The organism is Fortiea contorta PCC 7126, from assembly GCF_000332295.1.
GTDB lineage: Bacteria > Cyanobacteriota > Cyanobacteriia > Cyanobacteriales > Nostocaceae > Fortiea > Fortiea contorta.
The window spans coordinates 2,958,879-2,979,890 of sequence record NZ_KB235930.1; the positions used below are offsets into that span (position 1 = coordinate 2,958,879).

Consider the following 21,012-nt stretch of genomic DNA (forward strand, 5'->3'; position numbering starts at 1 on the left):
ACCCCTAATCTCAACAAAATATACCTGACTAAAGCGAGAAACGATATATTTCTGGGGATAGTTAGGCGCAAATTGAAAAATTACTTAATAAAGTAAAAAATTACTCTTGATAAGAATGTCATAAATGTTTTTACTGGTAAGTTGATAGACAAAATACTCGTGAAGTTACGGGAAGTAGATTGTCGAGAGTAGTTTATTCCCGTAGTTTTGCAAGTGTGATCACCGAAAACTTAACCTTAAATTCCGAAAAACCATGAACATAACTTGGCCAGGAATAACCCAGGTGCTGGAAGTTGCTTTGTCGATGAGGGTGCAGGGGTTGTTGGCAGAATCGCCTACTATACCAACTGATCAGTCAGGGGTAACGCAAGGAGTTGCTGATGTGCGAGGAGTTACTGATCAGCTGTTGGCGTCTACTCCGCAAATTTTGGGTGCCATAGCAATTCTACTCATTGGTTTGTTAATTGCTGTGGTTGTTGCGGCTGTGATTAAGGGAATTCTTAATCGCACAGATATCGATAACCGCATTGCTTCAGGGTTGACAGGTCGTGAGAATACGCTGCAGGTGGAGCGCTTTATTTCTGGCTTGGTTTTTTGGAGCATCATCTTGTTAACGGTGGTGGCTGTTTTAGAAAAGCTAGGACTGCAGGTAGCTTCTCAACCACTGAATAGTTTTCTGAATCAAATTGTCGGCTTTTTACCAAAGCTGCTAGGTGCGGGGATTCTTTTGGGGGTTGCTTGGTTGTTGGCGACTGTTGTCAGGTTGGTGACGGTGCGCGGACTACAAGCTTTGAGGCTGGATGAGCGTTTGAATGAACAAACCCAAGACGATACATCTGGTCTGAGTCAATTGTCTGTTAGTGAAACTATTGGAACTGCTCTTTACTGGTTCATCTTTTTGTTGTTTCTTGTCCCGGTTCTGGATACGCTGGGTCTGAAAGATGCGCTATTACCAGTACAACTTTTAACTACGCAAATTCTCTCAATTCTGCCAAACATTCTAGGTGCAACAGTCATTGCGGTTGTTGGCTGGTTTTTGGCAAATATTGTCCGCCGAATTGTCACTAATTTGTTGGCGACAACGGGAATCGACCATTTGGGGAGTCGGTTTGGACTGTCTCCATCTGTGGGAGCGCAATCTCTGTCGAATATTGCAGGTATTGTAGCTTATGTTTTGATTTTGATTCCTGTAGCGATCGCTGCGCTCAATGCTCTCAAAATTGAGGCGATTTCCGTACCAGCAATTGCGGCGTTACAACAGGTTCTCAATGCTTTACCAGGGATTTTTACTGCTATCGGCATTTTGATTTTTGCCTATTTTCTGGGACAGTTTGTCTCGGATTTAGTTACTAGCATCCTCACAAGTATAGGCTTTAACAATATTTTCAACGTTTTGGGTCTGCCTACACCCAAAAGGGAGTCTGCATTCTCGGAAGACGCAACTACAGCCCCTGCTCCCACCAGAACTCCATCAGAAGTTGCTGGGATTGTGGTTTTAGTAGGGATTTTATTGTTTGCAACTGTGGCTGCAGTCAATATCTTAAATATCCCTGCACTCACAGCTTTGGTATCTGGAATTGTCATTATTGCTGGGCGGATTTTAGCTGGTTTGGTGGTATTTGCGATTGGCTTATTTTTAGCTAATCTGGCTTTTAATATCATTACTAGTTCCGGTAATCCCCAAGCCCGCGTTTTGGCACAAGTGGCGCGGATTGCCATTATTGCTTTAGTATCAGCAATGGCTCTGCAACAAATTGGCGTTGCTAGTGATATTGTCAATTTAGCTTTTGGACTGTTGCTAGGTGCGATCGCTGTGGCTATTGCGCTGGCTTTTGGTCTGGGTGGACGCGATATTGCGCGTCAGCAAGTCCAAGAATGGCTGGATTCTTTCAAAAATAAAGCCTAGTTTTGACGATTTGAGGGGTTAATTTCCTCTATAATCTCGAAAAATGCAGCTTTAGTTCTGGAGATTGCAGAAATTAACTCGGTCATTGCACCTCAGAACTTGAACTTTTAAGCTTTGAGCTTGGATATTTGAGTGTAAAGCGAGAAATTCCAAGTTCAAAGCGAAAACTCTCAGCCTCAGAACTCGACGCTTGTCGTTTCCAACGAAAACTCTCAGCCTCAGAACTCGATGCTTCTTGTTTCAACCGAAAACTCTCAGCCTCAGAACTCGACGCTTGTCGTTTCCAACGAAAACCCTCAGCCTCAGAACTCGATGCTTCTTGTTTGAACCGAAAACCCTCAGCCTCAGAACTCGATGCTTCTTGTTTGAAACAAAAACTTTCAGGTTCTGACCAAGCTAACATAGGAAATATACAACAAATAACAAACAACAAATAACAACTATTTAATGAGTTTTGCGATTGGGTGTGCAGTCTGGGCGTATAAAGGTTGGGTAGGCGAGTTTTATCCTCAAGGTACTCGCGCTACTGATTTTCTCTCCTTCTACAGCCGACGCTTCACCACGGTTGAAGGTAATACGACATTTTATGCTACGCCTAATCAAGAGACTGTCAGCCGCTGGGCTAGGGAAACACCCCCAGGCTTTGAATTCTGTCTAAAATTACCACGAGAAATCACCCATCATGGTTTATTACAGCCCCATATATGTAAAGCTTTAGAGTTTTTGGCACAGATGCGCCCTCTGGGTGAGCGGATGGGGCCCATATTTGCTCAGTTACCACCGAGTTATGCACCGATATTACTCGAAGATTTAACAAATTTTCTCACAGCTTGGCCCAGTGCTGATGCGCCTTTGGCGCTGGAGGTTCGACATCCAGACTGGTTTAAGGAACCGCACGCTAGTAATTTGCGCTGTCTGTTAGAGCAGCTAAGTGTAGGTAGAGTAATTTTAGATTCACGCCCCATCTACCATGGAGATGATGACCCGCAGTTACATTCAGAACGCAGAAAACCCAAATTACCTGTAGAATTCAGCGTTACAGCACCTTTTAGCTTGATTCGGTTGATATCACACCCTGATTTATCAGTGAATCAACCTTTTATGGTCGAGTGGGTAACGCAGATTCAGGAGTGGTTGAATGCGGGAGTGCGGATTTATTTTTTTGTTCATTGTCCCATAGAAGAGCGATCGCCTTCTACAGCGCTTCATTTCCAACAGCTATTAGAACAAAACAGAGTACCAGTTCCACCTTTACCTGGAAATCATCTCCAATCTACCCCCCATCAACTCAGTTTGTGGTAAGGCTGGCTGATGAATTATTCTGTTTCGCCCACTTATCACTAAAACCGATCAAAAAAACATTCATATTTTTTTAAATTTCACAAAAAATATCGTATTTACTGATTACAAAAAGAGTGATAATAGTTCTTGAATTTATTTTTCGATAGTCATCAATCTTTTCTCATCCATATAAAAAAAGGGGTATCACCCCTCTTGGCAAAAGCACCAAATAGGTATGATTAATGCCTGAAAATCACAGCATTAACATACAATTCGTGATGCAGATTTGAACGAGGCTATTTTTTCTAGCACTGACACCGACGGAGGTTGAGATGAGTCGTCTTCTTTATGAAAGCTCAGTTTCTTACAAAGGATATCTCATCATTCCATTTGTTTTTGGCAAAGCAGATAGTTACGAGATTTATTCATATAAACTCTTGTCTGAAATTGGGTATAAAAGCCAATTCCATAAAGCCGATAATCCAGCGGGTATCTATGGCAATAGCATCAACAATATCGTGGAAATTGCCAAAGAGCATATTGATAAAAATTCCAAATTTGTTAGTCAAGAAGATAGATTTAAATCCCGCTTTATCTATCGCCATAACTTAATTATCGTCTTTCAAGAAGGTGGGAAATATTTTTATGATCATTACCCACCAGAGCTATTGAATAATATTGCTGCACCGAAATTATTCAAATCAAAGTATGAGTGTATAAATTGGATTAAAGAAGGATTAGAGGGGCGATATACTCGGCAAAGAATGAGGTAATAGGTAATGGGTGATGGGTAATGGGTAGAGATTCCCTTCCCCATTCCCAATTACCTATTATCAATCCCCAATCCTGTAAAAATATCAAATTTATACAGTTTCCACGTCCAAGGAATATGTAAAGGCGATCGCTTCATCGTGTGGTTTAACTTTCTCAACGCCTTGTTTTAAAATTTCCACATTTAAAGACGTAATTATTCCCTCTATTTAGCTGGCAATAATTATGTCAGAATAGGCAAAAGACCAGACTGGACGCATTTTAAAAAACTCATCAAAGGAGATTTTTAAATCTTTATTGTCATCATATTTTTCCATGTATTCATCAACTTCGTTAGAAGGTAATCCCCACTCTAACAATAAGGTCTTTAACTCAAATTCATCAATATAACCACTTCGATCAATATCTATTTGATCAAAAATCAATCTGCACTTTTCTTCATTGCTAATATTTTTACCCTTGGCTAAACATTCAGTTTTTAAATTTTCTGTTTGTAGTCGTTGCTTAACACCCTTAATTTGCCAGATTTTTTCATAAAATTCCTCAAAAGTGAATTCATCGAAATTTGTATTTCGAGCAATAAAGTTATTAATAAAAGAATCTGGAACTTGCCATTCATGCCAAAGAGTTTTTAATTCAACTTTATCTAAAGTTCCAGTTTTATTTATATCCAATTTAGCAAAAACCACTGCTGCGACTGCTTGATCGTCAAGTTCATGAGAATTGACTGATAAATTATTATTAAGCCATAATTCTCTCGCATCTTCATCAATTAATGTCTGTCTTTGACTTTCTTTTGTCCAACTTATCCATTCGGCACCCGTGGGATTCATAATTAACTTATAAAGAGCATTATATCCAAGGATAAAAAGGATAAAATATAAGTTGCCAGCCACACCTAATACAGAAGGGAATACCAATACACCCGCTGCGAGAATTGCAGCAGAATAAAGATTATCTTTAAAAATTCCAAAAGCAGTAAATACAAAATAAAAGACTCGACACCAAACATATATACTGAGAACTAAAAATGTGTTGATTAACCAAAAACGTGAATTTGGTTCTAAAAGTAGATGAATAGCACTATAAAGATGCAAACCAATAGAGAATATATACCCTGGAATCATTGCGCTCTTGGAGCCAAAAACAATCGGTGTTTGGTAAGAAGATGAGGTAATATGACCAATTATGGCTGATAGTGCCATGATTATAGCGGGTATTTCTGGATTACTACTAAAAAACGCAATCACACCAAAGACAACCTCTATACTTCCGGAAATTACGTGAGTTCTGATTGATAACTTCCTCTTTGGTAGCATGAGAAATTTTGGGTGTGGCGGGGTAGTGTAATGGTAATACAAAACATAAAAATTACAGAGAATTGATGCAGCACAAAGAATTAGTTTTTGATAATATTCAATTTCATCTCCTGTATAGGTGGTATTAAAATAAAAGCAAGCTATGGCATAAATGCTGGCAGGTAACAGTAGTAATAAGTTTTTAAAAGATGCTGACATATTTAGTCTCCTGGTTTCATTGACGAGATTGATTTATTAAGCGAAATTATCTACAACACGCGAAAATATGTGTGACGTCGAAGCGCAACACATTGGTAAACACAGCTAAAATCCTTATTTTGGCTAGATATTCTTATTTTACGTCGTTTTTGTTACTTTTTTACCTATTCTCCAGTAATCGTAGCGTAGTCCACCGCAGGCATCGCTTGAAGAATGTTCAATTGTGCAAATTAATATACAGCCAACTTTTTGGCTTTTTCCCCATCGAACTCACGTTAATTTATGTAACAATCTGCTTTGGTTTGGAGAACTTATGAAGACAAGCTCAACTTTGAGAGCGATATTTTGAGCCATCAGGCATAATCGCACCTTCAAGAAAAGCACTACTCAGTTCATCATCCCTCACTTTAGCGTTTTTGAGATTAGCACCGCTCAGGTAGGCTCCCTGCAGATTAGCACCACTCAAACTAGCATTTTTCAAATTAGCACCACTCAAGTTAGCTTGACTCAAATCTGCACAAATTAAATTAGCATGACTCAGATTAGCACTATTGAAATTAGTTTGACTCAAGCGTGCAAAACCCAATTTTGTATGACTCAAATTAGCACCAATAAGTTTAGCTTGATTGAGATTAGCGTTATCTAAATTGGCATAGTTGAGATTAGCATTAGTCAAATCGCTTTCAATTAAATTGGCGTTAGTCAAATTAGCATGAGAAAGATTAATATCTACTAATTCCGCACCCGGCGCCTCCAAACCTCTCAGGGAAACACCATCTTCATTCAAATCTTGAAGTGCCATAATTCGGGCATAGCTAACTTTTACGCCATGGGCGGCATCTATTATACCCCAGGCTTGATAATGAAATTGTTTACGGCGATCAGGAGTTTCCTTAATGAATAAAACTAGCGCCACCACCAAACTGATAGTATCAGCAGCACCAAAAACCTCGCTTTGTTCTAAAATTTCAACATTTAAAGACATAATTTTTCCCTCTATTTAGTTGGACTGAGAATTAAGCTTACCTAGAATTACACCCAATTGCACAGCCAGCATCCCAACTAACATACTTCCTAACCAATACATTAGAGCTACTGTTGTATTGCCCTTATCTACTTGAGTAAAAGTCTCTAAACCGTAAGTCGAAAAAGTGGTATAAGCACCACAAAAACCAGTAGCGATCGCTAACCGAATTTCCGGTGACAGGTTTTTAAACTTTTGCTCATTTAAAGTGTAAAACAAAGCAATAATAAAACAGCCTGTTACATTAATAAAAAACGTCCCGTAGTAGGAAAAATCTTTGCCAAAAGTTGCTTTGGTTGATTCAGTGATCAAGTAACGTCCTAGAGCACCGGGAATCGCACCCAAAGCGATCGCTATAACAGTGCGAATAAAAGAAATTGGCATTATTAAAAGTCTCCTTAGCAATTAAGTGATGGAATGCAGATTAAGATTTTTGCTCAGATGAATTGCTATAAACCAACAATTATTTGCGCTAAATCACGACCTAATATAATACCAACTACCGCTAAAATGGCACTACCCGCCCAGTAAAAAATGGTGGCTCCCGGCTTACCATTTCGCCACAGCGTCAGTGTATCGTAACCGTAGGTTGAAAAGGTTGTATAAGAACCCAAAAAACCAGTCCTTACCAGTAAATCTATTTCTGGTGGAAATCCTTTAATCCCTTTAAAGAAGGTAAAGAAAAAGCCCATTAGTAAACAGCCTGTAAAATTGATGATAAAAGTGCCGTAAGGAAAGCTTGTACCTATAGCTCTTTTGCAAAATTCAGTCAGATAATAGCGGCTCACAGCACCGGGAATCGCACCAATAGCGATCGCTAGCACAGGTAACAGAGTAACATTTTGTAGCATTTAACGCGCTCCTGATCTAATTACATGCACTGTGATGGAATTTAAATATTAAACTTTTCTGTGAGCCTCATAGTTTTTTTCCTGTGAATAGAATTGTCGAGTTATAACCAAAATTTTGGCTAGAAGTTTTCCTTCCTATAGCCAAATCCATATTTGGTACAAAGACTCTTCAACTGTGTTGACAGTCCTAGAGGCCCACAGAAAAAGACGTCAACTTTATTGAGTGCATGTTGTTGTGCTAACAGACTTTTCTTGGTAAAACCTTACATAATTTTGGACATCACTATCCTGAAGTAGCCGTGCGTCTGTTGGAGATGTCACCCAGCGAACAAGTTAAAGCATTGCGAAATAGAGCGATCGCTATTGCTTTTATGGGCAATCCGCCGGATGAATTAGAACAAGAATTTACAGTTAAATGTGTGAAAAAAGTGCGTATTGTCGTTTTGTTACCCGATACACACCCTCTTGCAAATCTATCCTCAATTAATCTCCGGGAACTAGCATCTGAAAAATTTATCGGTATGTCTGAGGAAACGTTTCCAGGGCGGAACGATCGCATCCGCCATACATGTCGTTGCGCCGACTTCACCCCAAATCTGCATCTGTTTGCCGATAGCCATGCTTCAATGATTGCTCTAGTTGCTGCAGGAAAAGGGGTAGCAGTCATGCCGGACGAAGCACAAGCACTACCTCATCCGCAAGTTGTGTTTATACCGCTCCATCATCCCCTACAATATGCTCGATCTGCTGCCGTGTGGCGGAAAGAAACACCTGCTACATCTTTAGATAAATTTCTCAAAATTCTGTTTGAGGATGTTCAAGAATAGTACTATTCATAATTCGTATCGTGATTGAACCAAATCAATTAACCTGGGTAGTATATGGGTTGTGATGACGGTACAGTAATACTATCCTAATGAAGATTAATAGGTAGTATCTCACTAACAAGTATTTCACTACCAAGCCGCTGTATTTGGGGATGTAAACTCTGTGATGTCTGACAACCAAAGCAGTCAATACTGCAAGCTAAGCCTATTGAGTCCCTTAGCAATGATGGGAGCGATCGTATTATATGGTGATTGTGCTTTAGCCCAAATGATCACAGATGATACCTTAGGATCTGAAAGCTCAATTGTCACGCCTGAAGTAATTAATAATCAACCCGTTAACCGGATAGACAGGGGAGCAACTCGTGGTCAAAATTTATTCCACAGTTTTGAACAATTTTCTGTTTCCACTGGCAGCACTGCTCACTTCAATAATGCTACCAATATCGAGAATATTATTACTAGAGTTACAGGTAAATCTCTATCTAATATTGATGGCGTCCTTCAAGCTAACGGTAGCGCTAATCTGTTTCTCCTAAATCCCAATGGAATTGTTTTTGGCCCTAATGCTGCTCTCAACATCGGCGGTTCATTTATTACTAGCACAGCTAATAGTTTGAACTTTGCAGACGGAACTAAATTTAGTGCTGCAGATTCCCAATCCCCGCCGCTGTTAACAATTAGTGTGCCGATTGGCTTACAATTTGGAGCTGCTCCCGGAACCATCCGCAATCAATCCCAAGCTAGCCTGGGTGGTGCAACTAATAGTTTGAGGAGTCCTGCTGGTCTTCAGGTAAGAAATGGCAAAACTTTAGCTTTTGTCGGTGGAGATTTAAGCTTGGAAAGTGGCAATTTAACAGTTGAAGGAGGACGAATAGAATTAGGGAGTGTCGCCGCTGATAGTTTAGTCAGTTTAAATCCAATTAATCAAGGCTGGAGTTTGGGATATGAAGGTGTCCAAAATTTTCAAGATATTCGATTAATTCCCCAGACACAAACTCCATCTTATGTCGATGTGAGTGGCGCGGGTGCTGGCGATATTCGCGTACAAGGTAGGAGTTTGTTGATGACTGGTGGTTCAAGGATTTTTACTAATACCTTGGGCGCAAAAAATGGTAGTGATTTAATAGTGAATACCACTGAATCTGTAGAATTAATTGGATTTGGCACATCTTTGAGAGCTAGAAGTCGTAATTTTGGGAATGTCGGTGATTTAACTGTCACTACAAGTAAGTTGATTGTTCGAGATGGAGCACAATTAGTAGTTGATAGTTCTAGCTCTGGTTCAACAGGAAAATTGACTGTAAATGCTGCAGATTCTGTGGAACTGCTTGGTGGTTTTAATATTCAATCTCCTGTTCCCGGATTTGTTTTTAGTGGTTTATTTAGCGCTACTTCCGGTTCTAGAGATGCTAGCGAAATTATCATTAATACAGGGAAGTTGGTTATTCAGGGAGGCGCAAGAGTAAGTACACAATCTGCGGGATCTCTTGCTGCTGACAGACGATTTATTCCGGCTACGGGAAATGGCGGAAATTTGAATATCAAAGCTTCTGAGTCTGTGGAGTTAATCGGCGCTTCTACAACTGATCATGTGAGTGGTTTGTTTACTTCAACCCAAGGCCCGGGAATTGCTGGTAACTTAACTCTGATTACAGAGAAATTGATTGTCCGGGATAAAGCCGAAATCAGTTCCAGTAGTCAAATCCCGCAAAATTCTATCAACACAAATCTGGGGAAAGCTGGGGAGCTAAATCTCACTGCTAACTTTGTGCTGCTGGATAACCAAGGAAAACTCAGTTCAGAAACTGACTCAGGTCAAGGCGGGAATATTACGCTCCACGTGCGGGACTTATTACTGTTGCGTCGCCAAAGTCAAATATCCACGAATGCAGGTAGGGCACAAGCTGGTGGAGATGGGGGTAATATCATCATTGATGCTTCTGGTGGCTTTATTGTCGCTGCTGCCTTAGAAAATAACGATATCACTGCTAATGCTTTTTATGGCGCTGGTGGCACAATTAAAATCGATACTATTAATATCCTCGGTTTTGTGAAACGCGATCGCACAGATTTTGTCAGGCTGTTACAAACTGATGAACCTGATTCGCTCACCCCAGGGCGCCTACAAACAAGTGACATCACAGCTTTCTCTCAACAAAACCCTATATTAACTGGCACAATCCAGATCAACATACCCGATGTCGATCCTACTCAAGCATTAGTGGAAATGCCTACAAATATAGTTAATGGTTCCCAGCAAATTTTCACCGCTTGTGCTCCCGGTGGCAAATTTACCAGAGGTTCTCTAGTGGCTACAGGACGCGGAGGGATACCACTCAACCCCACCGAACCCTTGATGAGCGATACTGTCATCACAGATTGGATTACTTTACCAACACACAAGCGCGGTGCAAAAGTTTCTGTGTCTGGAGTTACTACCACCGCCCAAACCAGCAATGATGTCAACTCTCCCACTCAAATAGTCGAAGCTCAAGGATGGGTTGTGGATGCTAGCGGTAAGGTGCATTTAGTAGCCCAAGCTCCAGCGACAACCCCTCATAGTCCCACCTTCGCATCGCCTTCTTGCTTGGGTTAATGTTTTTTCACTGTACAAATTAATCATGATATGCATTGACGACAATCGGTCGTTGATGCGTGCCACTGTAGGGGCACAACAATGTTCATACGTGTCAACTTAAGCCAAAGGCTTATCCCACGGTTATTTTACCCCACCCCGGTTTTGTCTAAAGCCAAAACCTCCCCTCCCCTTGGCAAGGGGAGGGGATTGAGGGGAGGGGTAACGCGGATCGTGATGGTAATTGAGTGAATTAAAATCATGGTTTCACAAGGGTTTCTCGCTTAAGTTGACACGTATGGGCACTGCCGTGCCCTCGCATCTAGCGATATCATTTTGAAGGCTGTAGACGTCTGCAAGGCGGCTTGCCGCAGGCTAGGATGAAATGAAGAAGCTTGTATGATCAGCCTTTGGGCAATTTGTCATGGGTACTTTATTTGTGCTGTGCTGTACTAGCTGTGCGAAAACAATAACAACTGAAATTATTAAGTTTAGGTATTCATATGTTTCTGGTAACTGGAGCCACGGGAGGAATTGGTCGCCGAGTTGTGCGACTTTTACGTCAACAAGGGAGTTCAGTGAGAGCATTTGTTCGCCTCACTTCTAGTTACAGTGAATTGGAACACCGAGGAGCAGAAATTTTTATCGGTGACTTGCGACGGGAACAGGATATTGAGAAAGCTTGTCTGGGTGTGGAGTATGTGGTTAGCGCCCACGGTTCTGATGGCGATGCTCTGTCTTTAGATTATCGCGCCAACATTGAACTGATTAATCAAGCCAAAGCCAAGGGCGTTAAACACTTTGTCTTCATTTCCGTGTTAGGTGCAGACAGAGGGTATGAAGATGCGCCAGTGTTTAAAGCTAAACGAGCTGTGGAGCGATATTTAGCAGCGAGCGGCTTGAATTACACTATTTTACGTCCGACGGGATTAGCATCAAACTTGCTATCATTAGCAGAGCGTTTTCGTGAAACAGGGTTGTATCTGCTCATTGGCGACCCCAAAAACCGCACTTCTGTCGTCAGTACAGATGATTTAGCCAAGATAGTGGTGGATTCTTTCACAGTTGCAGACGCTCTTAACCAAACTTTATCAGTTGGGGGGCCGGAGATTTTATCTCGTGCCGAGATTCCGCAAATTTTTAGTCGCATCTTTCATAAAGAGGCGATCGTGATTAACCCACCATTATTTGCTGTTGATGGTTTACGGAGTGCATTAGGTTTATTTAATCCCCAAACACAACAAGCATTGGGAACTTATCGTACCTTACTCGCTAATGAATTTTTCTCTACTAAGGAAGAAGTCGCCAATTTAGAAAGAATTTTTAACTTCCAATTGGAAACGTTAGAAAGCTTTGTGCGGCGCTATTTGACGGTGTGAATTATTGGGAATGAGCAATCAGATCCTCGATTTCTTTGAGAAGTCGAGGATCTCGCAGTCCGTCTTTTTCCCAGTCTTACTCCCTGGAAGAGGACTAAAGCCCTGACTAAGAACTAGCATCAGTCATCACTCATGAAACGCACCCCTAGTCCCTACCCCCTAACCCCTAGTCCCCTTTCACAACCCTGATGAAATCTTTAATAGCTAATGCTTCTCAAGCGCGTCAGACAAAGCAGCAATTTGCTCAACCAAATGAACAGTTAACTTATGAATTGGGTAAAGCTGTTCAGGAATTACCACCGCTGTATACGAGATTGTTAGCGGGGACGATGAGTGCGATTGTGTTAGGCGCGATCGCTTGGGCGTATTTTTCGGAAATTGATGAAGTAGCGATCGCTCCGGGAGAATTAATCGCTTCCACACAAGTGCGACCAGTGACATCTTTGGGTGGTGGTACAATTCTAGCTGTGAAGGTGCAGGAAGGCGATCGCGTCACTAAAAACCAAGTCTTAGTGCAACGTGACCCTAACTTACAGCAAAGTGATGTCATCCGCCTCGCCAAAGCCACAAAATTAATTCAAGAAGACTTACAGCGTTTAGACGCAGAACGCCTTGGTGTCAAAACTGCGGGAACAAAACTGCAAGATGAACTATTAAGCTCCCGCTTGTTGGATTTCCAAGCGCGTCTAGCTACTGCTCAAGCGGAAGCAAATCGTCAACAAGCGCTGATTGATCAAGCTAAAGTCCGCTTGACTCGATTGCAAGAAAATTTAGTCAACGCTAAAAATAGCTTTAGCAACGCCCAAACTAACCTCGCTAATGCCGAAAATATCAGTACCAAAGTTGATAGTAATTTAGAGATAGCGCAAAAACGAGAACAAAGCCTACGCACCCTCACCACTCCTGGTGCTATTCCCAGAGTTGATTATCTAGAAGCACAGGAGAGATTAAATCGTGCCAATACAGAAATTATTCGAGCTAAAGATGAAGTCACTAATGCTCAGAATAAAATGACCGAAGCTAAAGACAGGATATCATCTTTAGAAAAAGATATTGCTGCTCAATTTCAAGAAATTCGTCAAGCCGAAGCATCCTATCAAGCTGCGCGCAAACAAGCTGAACGTCTAGCATCAGAACGTCAAAGTGAAATTTTGACTCAAATCAATAAACGCAAAGAAGAATTGACCAACGTTGCTGGACAATTAGAACAAGCGAGAAAGCAAAAAGAAGAAGAAACTATTAAAGCGCCCGTCGCAGGTACAATTTATAAAATTAAGGCGACTAAAGGGCCAGTACAACCAGGCGAAGAATTACTATCAATTTTGCCAGAAGGGGAAGAAATCCTGTTAGAAGTAAAAGTACTCAACCGCGATATCGGATTTATTCGCCAGGGAATGAAAGCAAAAATTAAAATGGCGACTTTCCCGTTTCAAGAATTTGGTGTAATTGAAGGCGATGTGGTTCATGTCAGCCCAAATGCGATCGCTGACAAAGAATTAGGCTTAGTTTTTCCCACCAGAATTCGACTGAATAAACATTCAGTCAACGTCCGGGGTCAAGAAATTACCTTTACCCCAGGGATGACAGCTAACGGTGAAATTGTCACTCGCAAAAAATCGGTTTTAACATTCATCACCGAACCAGTAACACGGCGATTTAGTGAAGCCTTTTCTGTGAGATAATTGCAGATTAATTGTTAATTGAGACGTAAAATTTTACGTCTCTACATCTATGCGTGTAGGGCACGGCGCTGCACATTGGTGTCAACTTAACGTGAAACCCTTGTCAAAACTCGATTTTGGATTCACTCACTTACCATGACAATCAGCGTTACCCCACCCCGGCTTTGCTGGCGCAAAACCTCCCCTCCCCTTGGCAAGGGGAGGGGTAAAACGCCTGAGGGACAAAGGTTTTAGCTTAAGTTGACACCAATGGGCGCTGCCGTGCCCCTACGAGTGTACCTCACGTGACCGAGAATTGCTATAAATTGCCGTAACGCAACATGATTCCTGTTTTTTCTGAAGAATTATTGATAGAGTTTTTCCCAATTCATCCCTTCATTAATAGTGGAGACAGAATCGCTTTCGTAATAACGGAATTGCGAACTGAAATTATCACTTGCTGATGTGAAGATTGGTTGGGAAATCACAGTACTATCTTGGTGAATTGAACTAGTTTGTAAATTAGTAGTTGCAGAAGACAAACTATTTCCTGTCATCTCTGCAATCATTTGCTGCCACGATGAGGTATTATGAGAACTCGCGGCGATAGATTGTGTACTATTACCAGCAGTGTTTGTAATAATTTGTCTGATTTGACCTTCAGTGAGATTGCGGTTAGCACTCAGCATCAAAGCCACAACTCCAGCCACGTGAGGAGTTGCCATCGAAGTACCGCTATAATAAGCGTACTGATCGCCGGGAACAGTAGAGTAAATATTCACACCCGGTGCTGTCACATAGGCGAGTTGGCTGAGTCCTGGTTGGTTAGAAAAGTCAGCTATGTTATTGTTCTGATCGACTGCTCCAACAGCGATACCTGATTTATTAGCATAGGCAGCAGGATAAGATACGAAAGGTAAACCATTATTACCCGCCGCCATAACAACAGTAACGCCTTTTTTGCTGGCATAATCGATAGCTGAAGCGAGGGTACTGTTAGGAAAATCGCCACCGAGACTCAGGTTGATGACATTAGCGCCATGATTGACTGCATAATAGATACCATTAGCGATCGCACTATATGAGCCTGAACCTGAATCATTGAGCACTTTCACAGGCATAATCTTTGCACCATAAGCAATACCCGTGACGCCAATATCATTTTTTTCCCCAGCAATGGTACCCGAAACATGAGTACCATGACCATTTTTATCTAATACTTCATTGGTGTTATCAACAAAATTCCAACCCCGGACATCATCAATATATCCATCACCATCATCATCTATGCCATTGTCAGCAATTTCTTTTGTATTAGTCCAGATATTATTTTTTAAATCTGCATGGTTGTAGTCAACACCTGTATCCACCACAGCCACAACAACATCTTGACCTGTATATCCCTTCGCCCAAACTTCCGGCGCCTTGACTAAATCAGCACCCCAATTATTCCCACCGAGATTAGGAACATCAGCGAAGGTATTTTGACCAATACTTTTAGCAACTGCTGTGGCTGCATTCACCAAACCATAGCCAGAAGTGGAACTATAGCCTTTAATATTAACATCAGAACTACTATGCCCACTGAGGCTTAAAATCTGATCATCGAAGGTATTAACTGAAGCAATAGGATTGACATTTAGCCCTTGCTCTGCAAAGGATTGTTTACCAGGGTAGTCAATTGACATAGGTATTTTGTTCGCAAAAAGAGGGACTGGGGGGTAAGGAAAGAGAGATTTTTATAGCTTGACTTTTTCAAACCTTTGCTGAGGAAAGGTTTGAATTGGTGATGAATCCCGGTTTACTTATAATTACTATGAATTTCTATTGTGAAGTGTGGAGTTTATTACAAATAACTTGATAAAAATTGTAGTGATTTAGTTATTTGTTATTGAGAAACTGCTAAATATTCATTGGTGGTGCGTTGCGCTAAGAAAGCGGGTTCCGATGAAAGCGGTACGCAACAACGCACCCTACTAATGCACTATTTAAGGCTAAACATGCGAATACCTATATTTCAAAAATCAAATATGAGTCCTATAGTTTAGGGAAACTACATAGCCACAGCACCTCCAGCCGTAAAGACTTGTTTTGCTGTTAATTGCAAATTAGGAAAGATTGAGGAAACCAATTGATCGTTATTTTGAAACAATCGCTTTTGATACTCATCCTTTACTAACGTACAAATTGTCACAGTAGGCTGCTTGATTTTGCCAATATATTCTCTACCACCTACACCCAAATAATCGACTATCCAATATTCAGGTACACTCAGTAAGGCGTAATCTTCGACTTTTCGGGCGTAGTCATTTTGCCAGTTTGTACTGACGACTTCAGCAATTAGTTTGATAGATTTAGCTGACGTAATTACTGGTTCTTGTTGCCACAATGGCTCATTAATTAGTTGTGTTTGGTCTAGGACAATAACATCGGGACGAAATGCTGTATTTGTTCCTAATAGTTTAATTAAGCAGCGATGAGGAATAAAGTATGGTAAGTCCTGATGATCAATTTCTACATTCAGTTTGCGCCCAATCAAGGATGATACCTGCTCATGCGGCCCTGTTGGTTCCATGTCGATTAATTCCCCATCAATTAGTTCATAATTTTCGCTATCGCCGTACTGAGCAATAAATTCATCAACTGTGATTAGTTTGGGGGCTGATTTTACCATGATGATTTTTCCTCATGATTAAATGACGCAAGTATCCAGCGGGAAAAAGGTAATTGGTAATTGGTAATTGGTAATTGGTAATTGGCCTATTACCCATTACTTATTAGGCGGGCGGCGGTTCATCCCACCCCTCTTGTTGGAGTGGGCTACAAGCCGACTTTCTGTAAAATTATTCCACAGTGACGCTTTTAGCGAGATTTCTCGGCTGGTCAACATCCAAACCGCGACGAGCGGCGATGTGATAAGCCAATAACTGCAGCGGAATCACACTGAGGATGGGAGAAACTAATTCTTCCACAGTGGAAATGGGAATTAAATCATTAAAAATTTCTCCGGCTTCACCATCTTTAACTGGGGTAACACCTATTAAGCGAGAATCTCTGGCTTTGGCTTCCTGGGCGTTGGAAATCACCTTTTCATAAACACTACCAGGAACAGCGATCGCTACTACAGGTACTTTAGCATCCAAAAGAGCGATCGGCCCATGTTTCATTTCTCCTGCTGGATAACCTTCGGCGTGAATATAGCTAATTTCTTTTAATTTCAACGCCCCTTCTAAAGCAATGGGGAAATTAATTCCTCTTCCCAAAAAGATGAAATCTTGAGTTTCTGCAAAGTCATGGGCTAAGTGTTCAATTAAACGTTCCTGGCTTTCTAAAGTGGCTTCAATTTCTTGAGGAATTTGTCGTAATCCGTTAATAATTTCTGTTAATTTCTCGGGAGAAAGTGTCTGACGCCGAGCTGCTAAATCCAAAGCTAAAGCATAAAACGCCATCAATTGAGCCACAAAAGTTTTTGTCGCCGCTACCCCAATTTCAATTCCCGCTAAAGTACTAATAATATGTGGTACTAAATAACCAAGGCTACTTTCAGGGCGATTTGTAATCCCTAACAATCGCGCTTGATACTTATCTTCCTTTCCTTGGCGGCGTTCTTTTTCCATCGCCAAAGCGGCGAGTGTGTCAGCCGTTTCCCCAGATTGAGTCACGCCAATAATTAAGGTGTGAGCAATTATTGGTGATGGTGCATAGCGATACTCAGAAGCATAATGAACTTGAGTAGATATCCCCGCTAGTTGTTCAATTAAGTATTTTCCCACCAAAGCCGCGTGCCAACTAGTACCACAAGCGACGATTTGAATTTGCTCGATATCTGCATAAAATTCTGCAGGTAAACCCAAATTAATCGGTGATTCGATACCTGTGGAACTAAAGTAAGCGTCTAAACTAGCTCTGACCACCCCTGGTTGCTCATAAATCTCTTTGAGCATGAAGTGTTTAAATCCCTGTTTTTCTACCATGGTGGGACTTAAATTCAACAAGCGGGGTTGTCTCTTTAATCTATCCCCAGCAAAGTTGTAAATTTCTACACCCAAAGGTGTCAAGCGAGCAATTTCGCCATTTTCTAAGGGTAACACGGCGCGAGTGTAGGGGACGATCGCAGGTGTATCGGAAGCGCAGAAAAACTCCCCTTGACCGAAACCAACCACCAAGGGTGCTTGTTGACGAACAGCAATTATTTCATCAGGATAGTCAGCAGAAATCACCGCCAATGCAAATGCGCCTTCTAGGTGGTTAATAGCTTGGCGCACCGCTTCTAGGAAAGGAGAAACAGAGGTGGGGTGAGGGGGAGAGGGGAGATGTTGAAGAAATTCAGCGATGAGATGGGGAATGACTTCAGTATCAGTTTCCGAACGAAACTCATGACCTTTTTGTTTGAGTTCGTCTCGTAACTCGCGGTAGTTTTCAATAATCCCATTTTGCACCACAGCAATTCGCATTGCTGTATCTAGGTGGGGATGGGCGTTGTGTTCTTCTGGTTTACCATGAGTCGCCCAACGAGTGTGACCGATTCCAATTTGAGCGGGAATTTCTACTTGTTCAAGTTTGGAACGCAGATTGTGCAATTTACCCTTGGCGCGCACACAATTAACCTCACCCTCCCAAACAGTAGCGATTCCAGCCGAATCGTACCCGCGATATTCCAGTTTTTCCAACCCAGCCAACAAAATTTCTGTTGCTACTTGAGTACCGATGTATCCAACAATTCCACACATTGCTCACACCACTCCGGTTGAGAAATTATAGATCCAGTATAGTTGCTACCATAAAGATGGCATTTTAGATAAAAAAAAGGAGCAAATTGCTCCCGCTCACAGTAATTATTTTTAATGTTCCTAAAAAGACAATCTTGTAGGAGCGGGGGTTTCCCGCCCTACGATGCTAAAGATGCTTGCTAATGAGACACTTAATGGCAATGCAAATGAGAAATTAAAATCAATTCCTCAGTAAGCTAAACCCAAGCTGCGAGTTGTTTCAGCGCCCAGGTAGACCCGGATGCTTAAGAAATCGGTGGGACAAGCAGTTTCACAGCGTTTGCAGCCTACGCAGTCTTCTGTACGGGGTGAAGCGGCTATCTGAGCAGCTTTACAGATATCCGAGGGAACCATCTCCAGTACGTCAGTAGGACAAGCGCGGACGCATTGTGTGCAACCAATGCAGGTATCGTAGATTTTTACGGAATGAGACATTGAAAACAAGCTCCTTTCGAGTGTTCTTCTCTGCGAAGGAATCATAATCAAGGCATAGTTTACCGCAGTGGCTGAGGCGCAGTAATCAAAAGGCTACATAACTTTAAACTATGTAATAAGCACCCTAGAAAAATTAGCCTTTACAATCTCGTTTCCGTCACCTGATTCCCCAATAAATCAGCAAAACCATAGGTGAGCGTTCACTCGGCTAACTTCCTGGCTATGGTTGATAATTGTGAAGATTTATAAACAAAAGCCTGGATGGGAAGATTTGCCTATGGTGGCTAGCTGCTTCAGCCTACCTGCAAGACTGTGTTGCGATATAAGCTGATCAGATGCTAATGATAGCATTTTTTTAATGGGAAGAGGGAACAGGCAACGGCAAACAGTTAATTTTCCCTACTCTGTGAGTGCCTGTTTCTGCCTCAATCATGTTTACACGTGCGGGTCAAAATCAACGCAGCGAAGGTCAGCCAACCCGTTTCGTAGTTTCTAATTCCATGGCGTCGGAAACAAAACAAGCACCACCAAATTTATTTAAAATTGCTCTGATATTCGTCTCTACTGAAGATAATTGTTCAGGAGGAAAGAAAGCAATGACATAAACATTATCTAACATGGTCACATCCAAATCATCGCATAGTTTGTTACCTTTATCTTGACTTGCGACATTTCTAATTACTGTGTGACCCGCTACTCCTGCGTGTTCTAAAGCTTCTAAAATTTTGGCTAATTCAACATAGTTGATAAAAATTTCGATGCGTTTAACTAAGTGCATTATTTTATTTCCAAAAGATGTTAATACCGTAAAGATATAGCGGTATACCCACAATAATATTAAAGGGAAATGTGACGGCTAAGGCAGTGGAGACATACAAACTGGGGTTGGCTTCAGGAACAGTTAATCGCATGGCTGCAGGAACTGCAATGTATGATGCACTGGCACAGAGCACAGAAAATAAAAGTGTATCGCCCTTTGGCATCCCAATTAATTTAGCAACTACCAGACCAATAATGGCATTAACAATTGGCACCAAAATCGCAAACGCAATCAGGAAAACTCCGGTTTTTTTCAAATCTTTGATTCTTTTGGCAGCTAAAAGCCCCATATCAAGTAAGAAGAATGTGAGAACACCATAAAATAAATCTTGGGTGAATGGTTTTAATACTTGTCCTCCATGTTCGCCAGTTAGTATGCCCATAATTAAGCTACCAACTAACAAAAATACAGAACTATTAAAGCAGGCTTCTCTTAATACTTCAGTCCAGGAAATTGAGCGTTTTACTTGTGCGGCTGTGAACACATTGACCAAAATTAATCCGACAATAATCGCTGGAGATTCCATGAGGGCCAGCGCTGCTACCATGTAGCCATCGTAGACTATACCCAATTCCGTGAGGAAGGAACTAGCGGTAATAAATGTGACAGCACTTATGGAACCGTAGGTAGCGGCGATAGCAGCTGCGTTGTAAGTGTCAAGTTTCAGTTTGAGAATGAAAAATGTATAGGTCGGAACTATACACGCCATGATGATTGAGGCGATGAGGGTGAGGATAACTGCTTGATTAATCCCACTTTTGGCGAGTTCCACACCACCCTTAAACCCAATCGCAAACAATAAATAAAGCGAGAAAAGTTTGGGAAGGGGCGCAGGAATTTCCAAATCTGACTTGAGGAAAACCGCCAACATCCCTAGAAAAAAGGCCAAGACGGGAGGATTTAAGATGTTTGATAAGATCAAACCAATGTCCATTTTTAGCGCTCCTCTGCATCTTGTAGTAAAGAATATTTGTGAATTGTTACATAATAACGCAAGTTGCAATCATACATAACTGCTCAAGAATAAAAAGTCAAGTTTTCCAGTCAAAAACTCTTTTTCATTTGCTGCTATTAACTATGTGGATGAATTAAAAGAGTGAGGACTTTAGTCTTTAAAAAAGGGCTTCAGCCCTGACTAAGAACTCAAATACAATATTTTGATATTGCTATTCTCGCTCTCTGCTTCACCAGTT

Annotated in this window: 17 protein-coding genes and 1 pseudogene; 7 read left to right on the plus strand and 11 right to left on the minus strand. The window is 41.4% G+C overall.

Going from position 1 to position 21,012, the window contains the following annotated elements; all coding sequences use genetic code 11:
• Positions 1-253 precede the first annotated feature (253 nt).
• The gene (locus tag MIC7126_RS0113630; protein WP_026100239.1) at positions 254-1,906 is read left to right on the plus strand and encodes a mechanosensitive ion channel; all 1,653 of its coding nucleotides are present in this window, start codon (positions 254-256) and stop codon (positions 1,904-1,906) included.
• A gap of 82 nt (positions 1,907-1,988) precedes the next feature.
• Here MIC7126_RS0113630 and MIC7126_RS0113635 read toward each other — a convergent pair whose 3' ends face one another.
• Entirely contained in the window at positions 1,989-2,309 is a 321-nt protein-coding gene (locus MIC7126_RS0113635) for a hypothetical protein (RefSeq protein WP_017653716.1), read from the minus strand.
• Positions 2,310-2,353: 44 nt separating this feature from the next.
• Between MIC7126_RS0113635 and MIC7126_RS0113640 the strand changes: the two genes are divergently transcribed.
• Positions 2,354-3,208: a DUF72 domain-containing protein gene (locus tag MIC7126_RS0113640; protein WP_017653717.1), complete on the plus strand. Its 855-nt coding sequence runs from the start codon at positions 2,354-2,356 to the stop codon at positions 3,206-3,208.
• 311 nt (positions 3,209-3,519) lie between these two features.
• Positions 3,520-3,960, plus strand: coding sequence for a hypothetical protein (locus MIC7126_RS0113645; protein ID WP_017653718.1), 441 nt, complete (start codon positions 3,520-3,522; stop codon positions 3,958-3,960).
• A 207-nt stretch (positions 3,961-4,167) separates the two neighbouring features.
• On the opposite strand, the gene MIC7126_RS0113650 is transcribed toward MIC7126_RS0113645, so the two are convergent.
• The 4 genes from MIC7126_RS0113650 to crcB (MIC7126_RS0113665) all read right to left on the minus strand — a co-directional run bounded on the left by MIC7126_RS0113650 (position 4,168) and on the right by crcB (MIC7126_RS0113665) (position 7,350).
• Positions 4,168-5,475 carry an EF-hand domain-containing protein gene (locus MIC7126_RS0113650; RefSeq protein WP_017653719.1) on the minus strand — a complete coding sequence of 436 codons (1,308 nt, stop codon included), beginning with the start codon at positions 5,473-5,475 and terminating at the stop codon, positions 4,168-4,170.
• A gap of 325 nt (positions 5,476-5,800) precedes the next feature.
• Complete coding sequence (locus MIC7126_RS27575) at positions 5,801-6,460, minus strand: pentapeptide repeat-containing protein (RefSeq protein WP_017653720.1); 660 nt, start codon at positions 6,458-6,460, stop codon at positions 5,801-5,803.
• A gap of 15 nt (positions 6,461-6,475) precedes the next feature.
• Positions 6,476-6,883, minus strand: coding sequence for a fluoride efflux transporter CrcB (crcB, locus tag MIC7126_RS0113660; protein ID WP_017653721.1), 408 nt, complete (start codon positions 6,881-6,883; stop codon positions 6,476-6,478).
• 65 nt (positions 6,884-6,948) lie between these two features.
• Positions 6,949-7,350, minus strand: coding sequence for a fluoride efflux transporter CrcB (gene crcB, locus MIC7126_RS0113665; protein ID WP_017653722.1), 402 nt, complete (start codon positions 7,348-7,350; stop codon positions 6,949-6,951).
• A 257-nt stretch (positions 7,351-7,607) separates the two neighbouring features.
• On the opposite strand from crcB (MIC7126_RS0113665), the pseudogene MIC7126_RS27580 reads away from it, so the two are divergent.
• The 4 genes and pseudogenes from MIC7126_RS27580 to MIC7126_RS0113685 form a co-directional block, all read left to right on the plus strand.
• Positions 7,608-8,177, plus strand: a pseudogene (locus MIC7126_RS27580) (LysR family substrate-binding domain-containing protein); the annotation flags it as partial.
• Between the two features lie 166 nt (positions 8,178-8,343).
• Positions 8,344-10,776 carry a two-partner secretion domain-containing protein gene (locus MIC7126_RS0113675; protein ID WP_040629787.1) on the plus strand — a complete coding sequence of 811 codons (2,433 nt, stop codon included), beginning with the start codon at positions 8,344-8,346 and terminating at the stop codon, positions 10,774-10,776.
• Positions 10,777-11,258: 482 nt separating this feature from the next.
• On the plus strand, positions 11,259-12,134 hold the full coding sequence (locus tag MIC7126_RS0113680) for an SDR family oxidoreductase (protein WP_017653725.1): 876 nt from the start codon (positions 11,259-11,261) through the stop codon (positions 12,132-12,134).
• Between the two features lie 185 nt (positions 12,135-12,319).
• Entirely contained in the window at positions 12,320-13,816 is a 1,497-nt protein-coding gene (locus tag MIC7126_RS0113685; RefSeq protein ID WP_085987002.1) for a beta-barrel domain-containing protein, read from the plus strand.
• 344 nt (positions 13,817-14,160) lie between these two features.
• Here MIC7126_RS0113685 and MIC7126_RS0113690 read toward each other — a convergent pair whose 3' ends face one another.
• The 6 genes from MIC7126_RS0113690 to MIC7126_RS0113715 form a co-directional block, all read right to left on the minus strand.
• Positions 14,161-15,483, minus strand: coding sequence for a S8 family serine peptidase (locus MIC7126_RS0113690; RefSeq protein ID WP_017653727.1), 1,323 nt, complete (start codon positions 15,481-15,483; stop codon positions 14,161-14,163).
• A gap of 365 nt (positions 15,484-15,848) precedes the next feature.
• Entirely contained in the window at positions 15,849-16,469 is a 621-nt protein-coding gene (locus MIC7126_RS0113695) for a Uma2 family endonuclease (RefSeq protein WP_017653728.1), read from the minus strand.
• Positions 16,470-16,638: 169 nt separating this feature from the next.
• Positions 16,639-18,525: a glutamine--fructose-6-phosphate transaminase (isomerizing) gene (gene glmS / locus MIC7126_RS0113700; RefSeq protein ID WP_017653729.1), complete on the minus strand. Its 1,887-nt coding sequence runs from the start codon at positions 18,523-18,525 to the stop codon at positions 16,639-16,641.
• 228 nt (positions 18,526-18,753) lie between these two features.
• Positions 18,754-18,999 (minus strand): photosystem I iron-sulfur center protein PsaC, encoded by a 246-nt coding sequence (gene psaC, locus MIC7126_RS0113705; RefSeq protein WP_026100242.1) that lies wholly within the window; start codon positions 18,997-18,999, stop codon positions 18,754-18,756.
• 469 nt (positions 19,000-19,468) lie between these two features.
• Entirely contained in the window at positions 19,469-19,777 is a 309-nt protein-coding gene (locus tag MIC7126_RS0113710; RefSeq protein WP_017653731.1) for a P-II family nitrogen regulator, read from the minus strand.
• A gap of 4 nt (positions 19,778-19,781) precedes the next feature.
• On the minus strand, positions 19,782-20,753 hold the full coding sequence (locus MIC7126_RS0113715; protein ID WP_017653732.1) for a sodium-dependent bicarbonate transport family permease: 972 nt from the start codon (positions 20,751-20,753) through the stop codon (positions 19,782-19,784).
• Positions 20,754-21,012 lie beyond the last annotated feature (259 nt).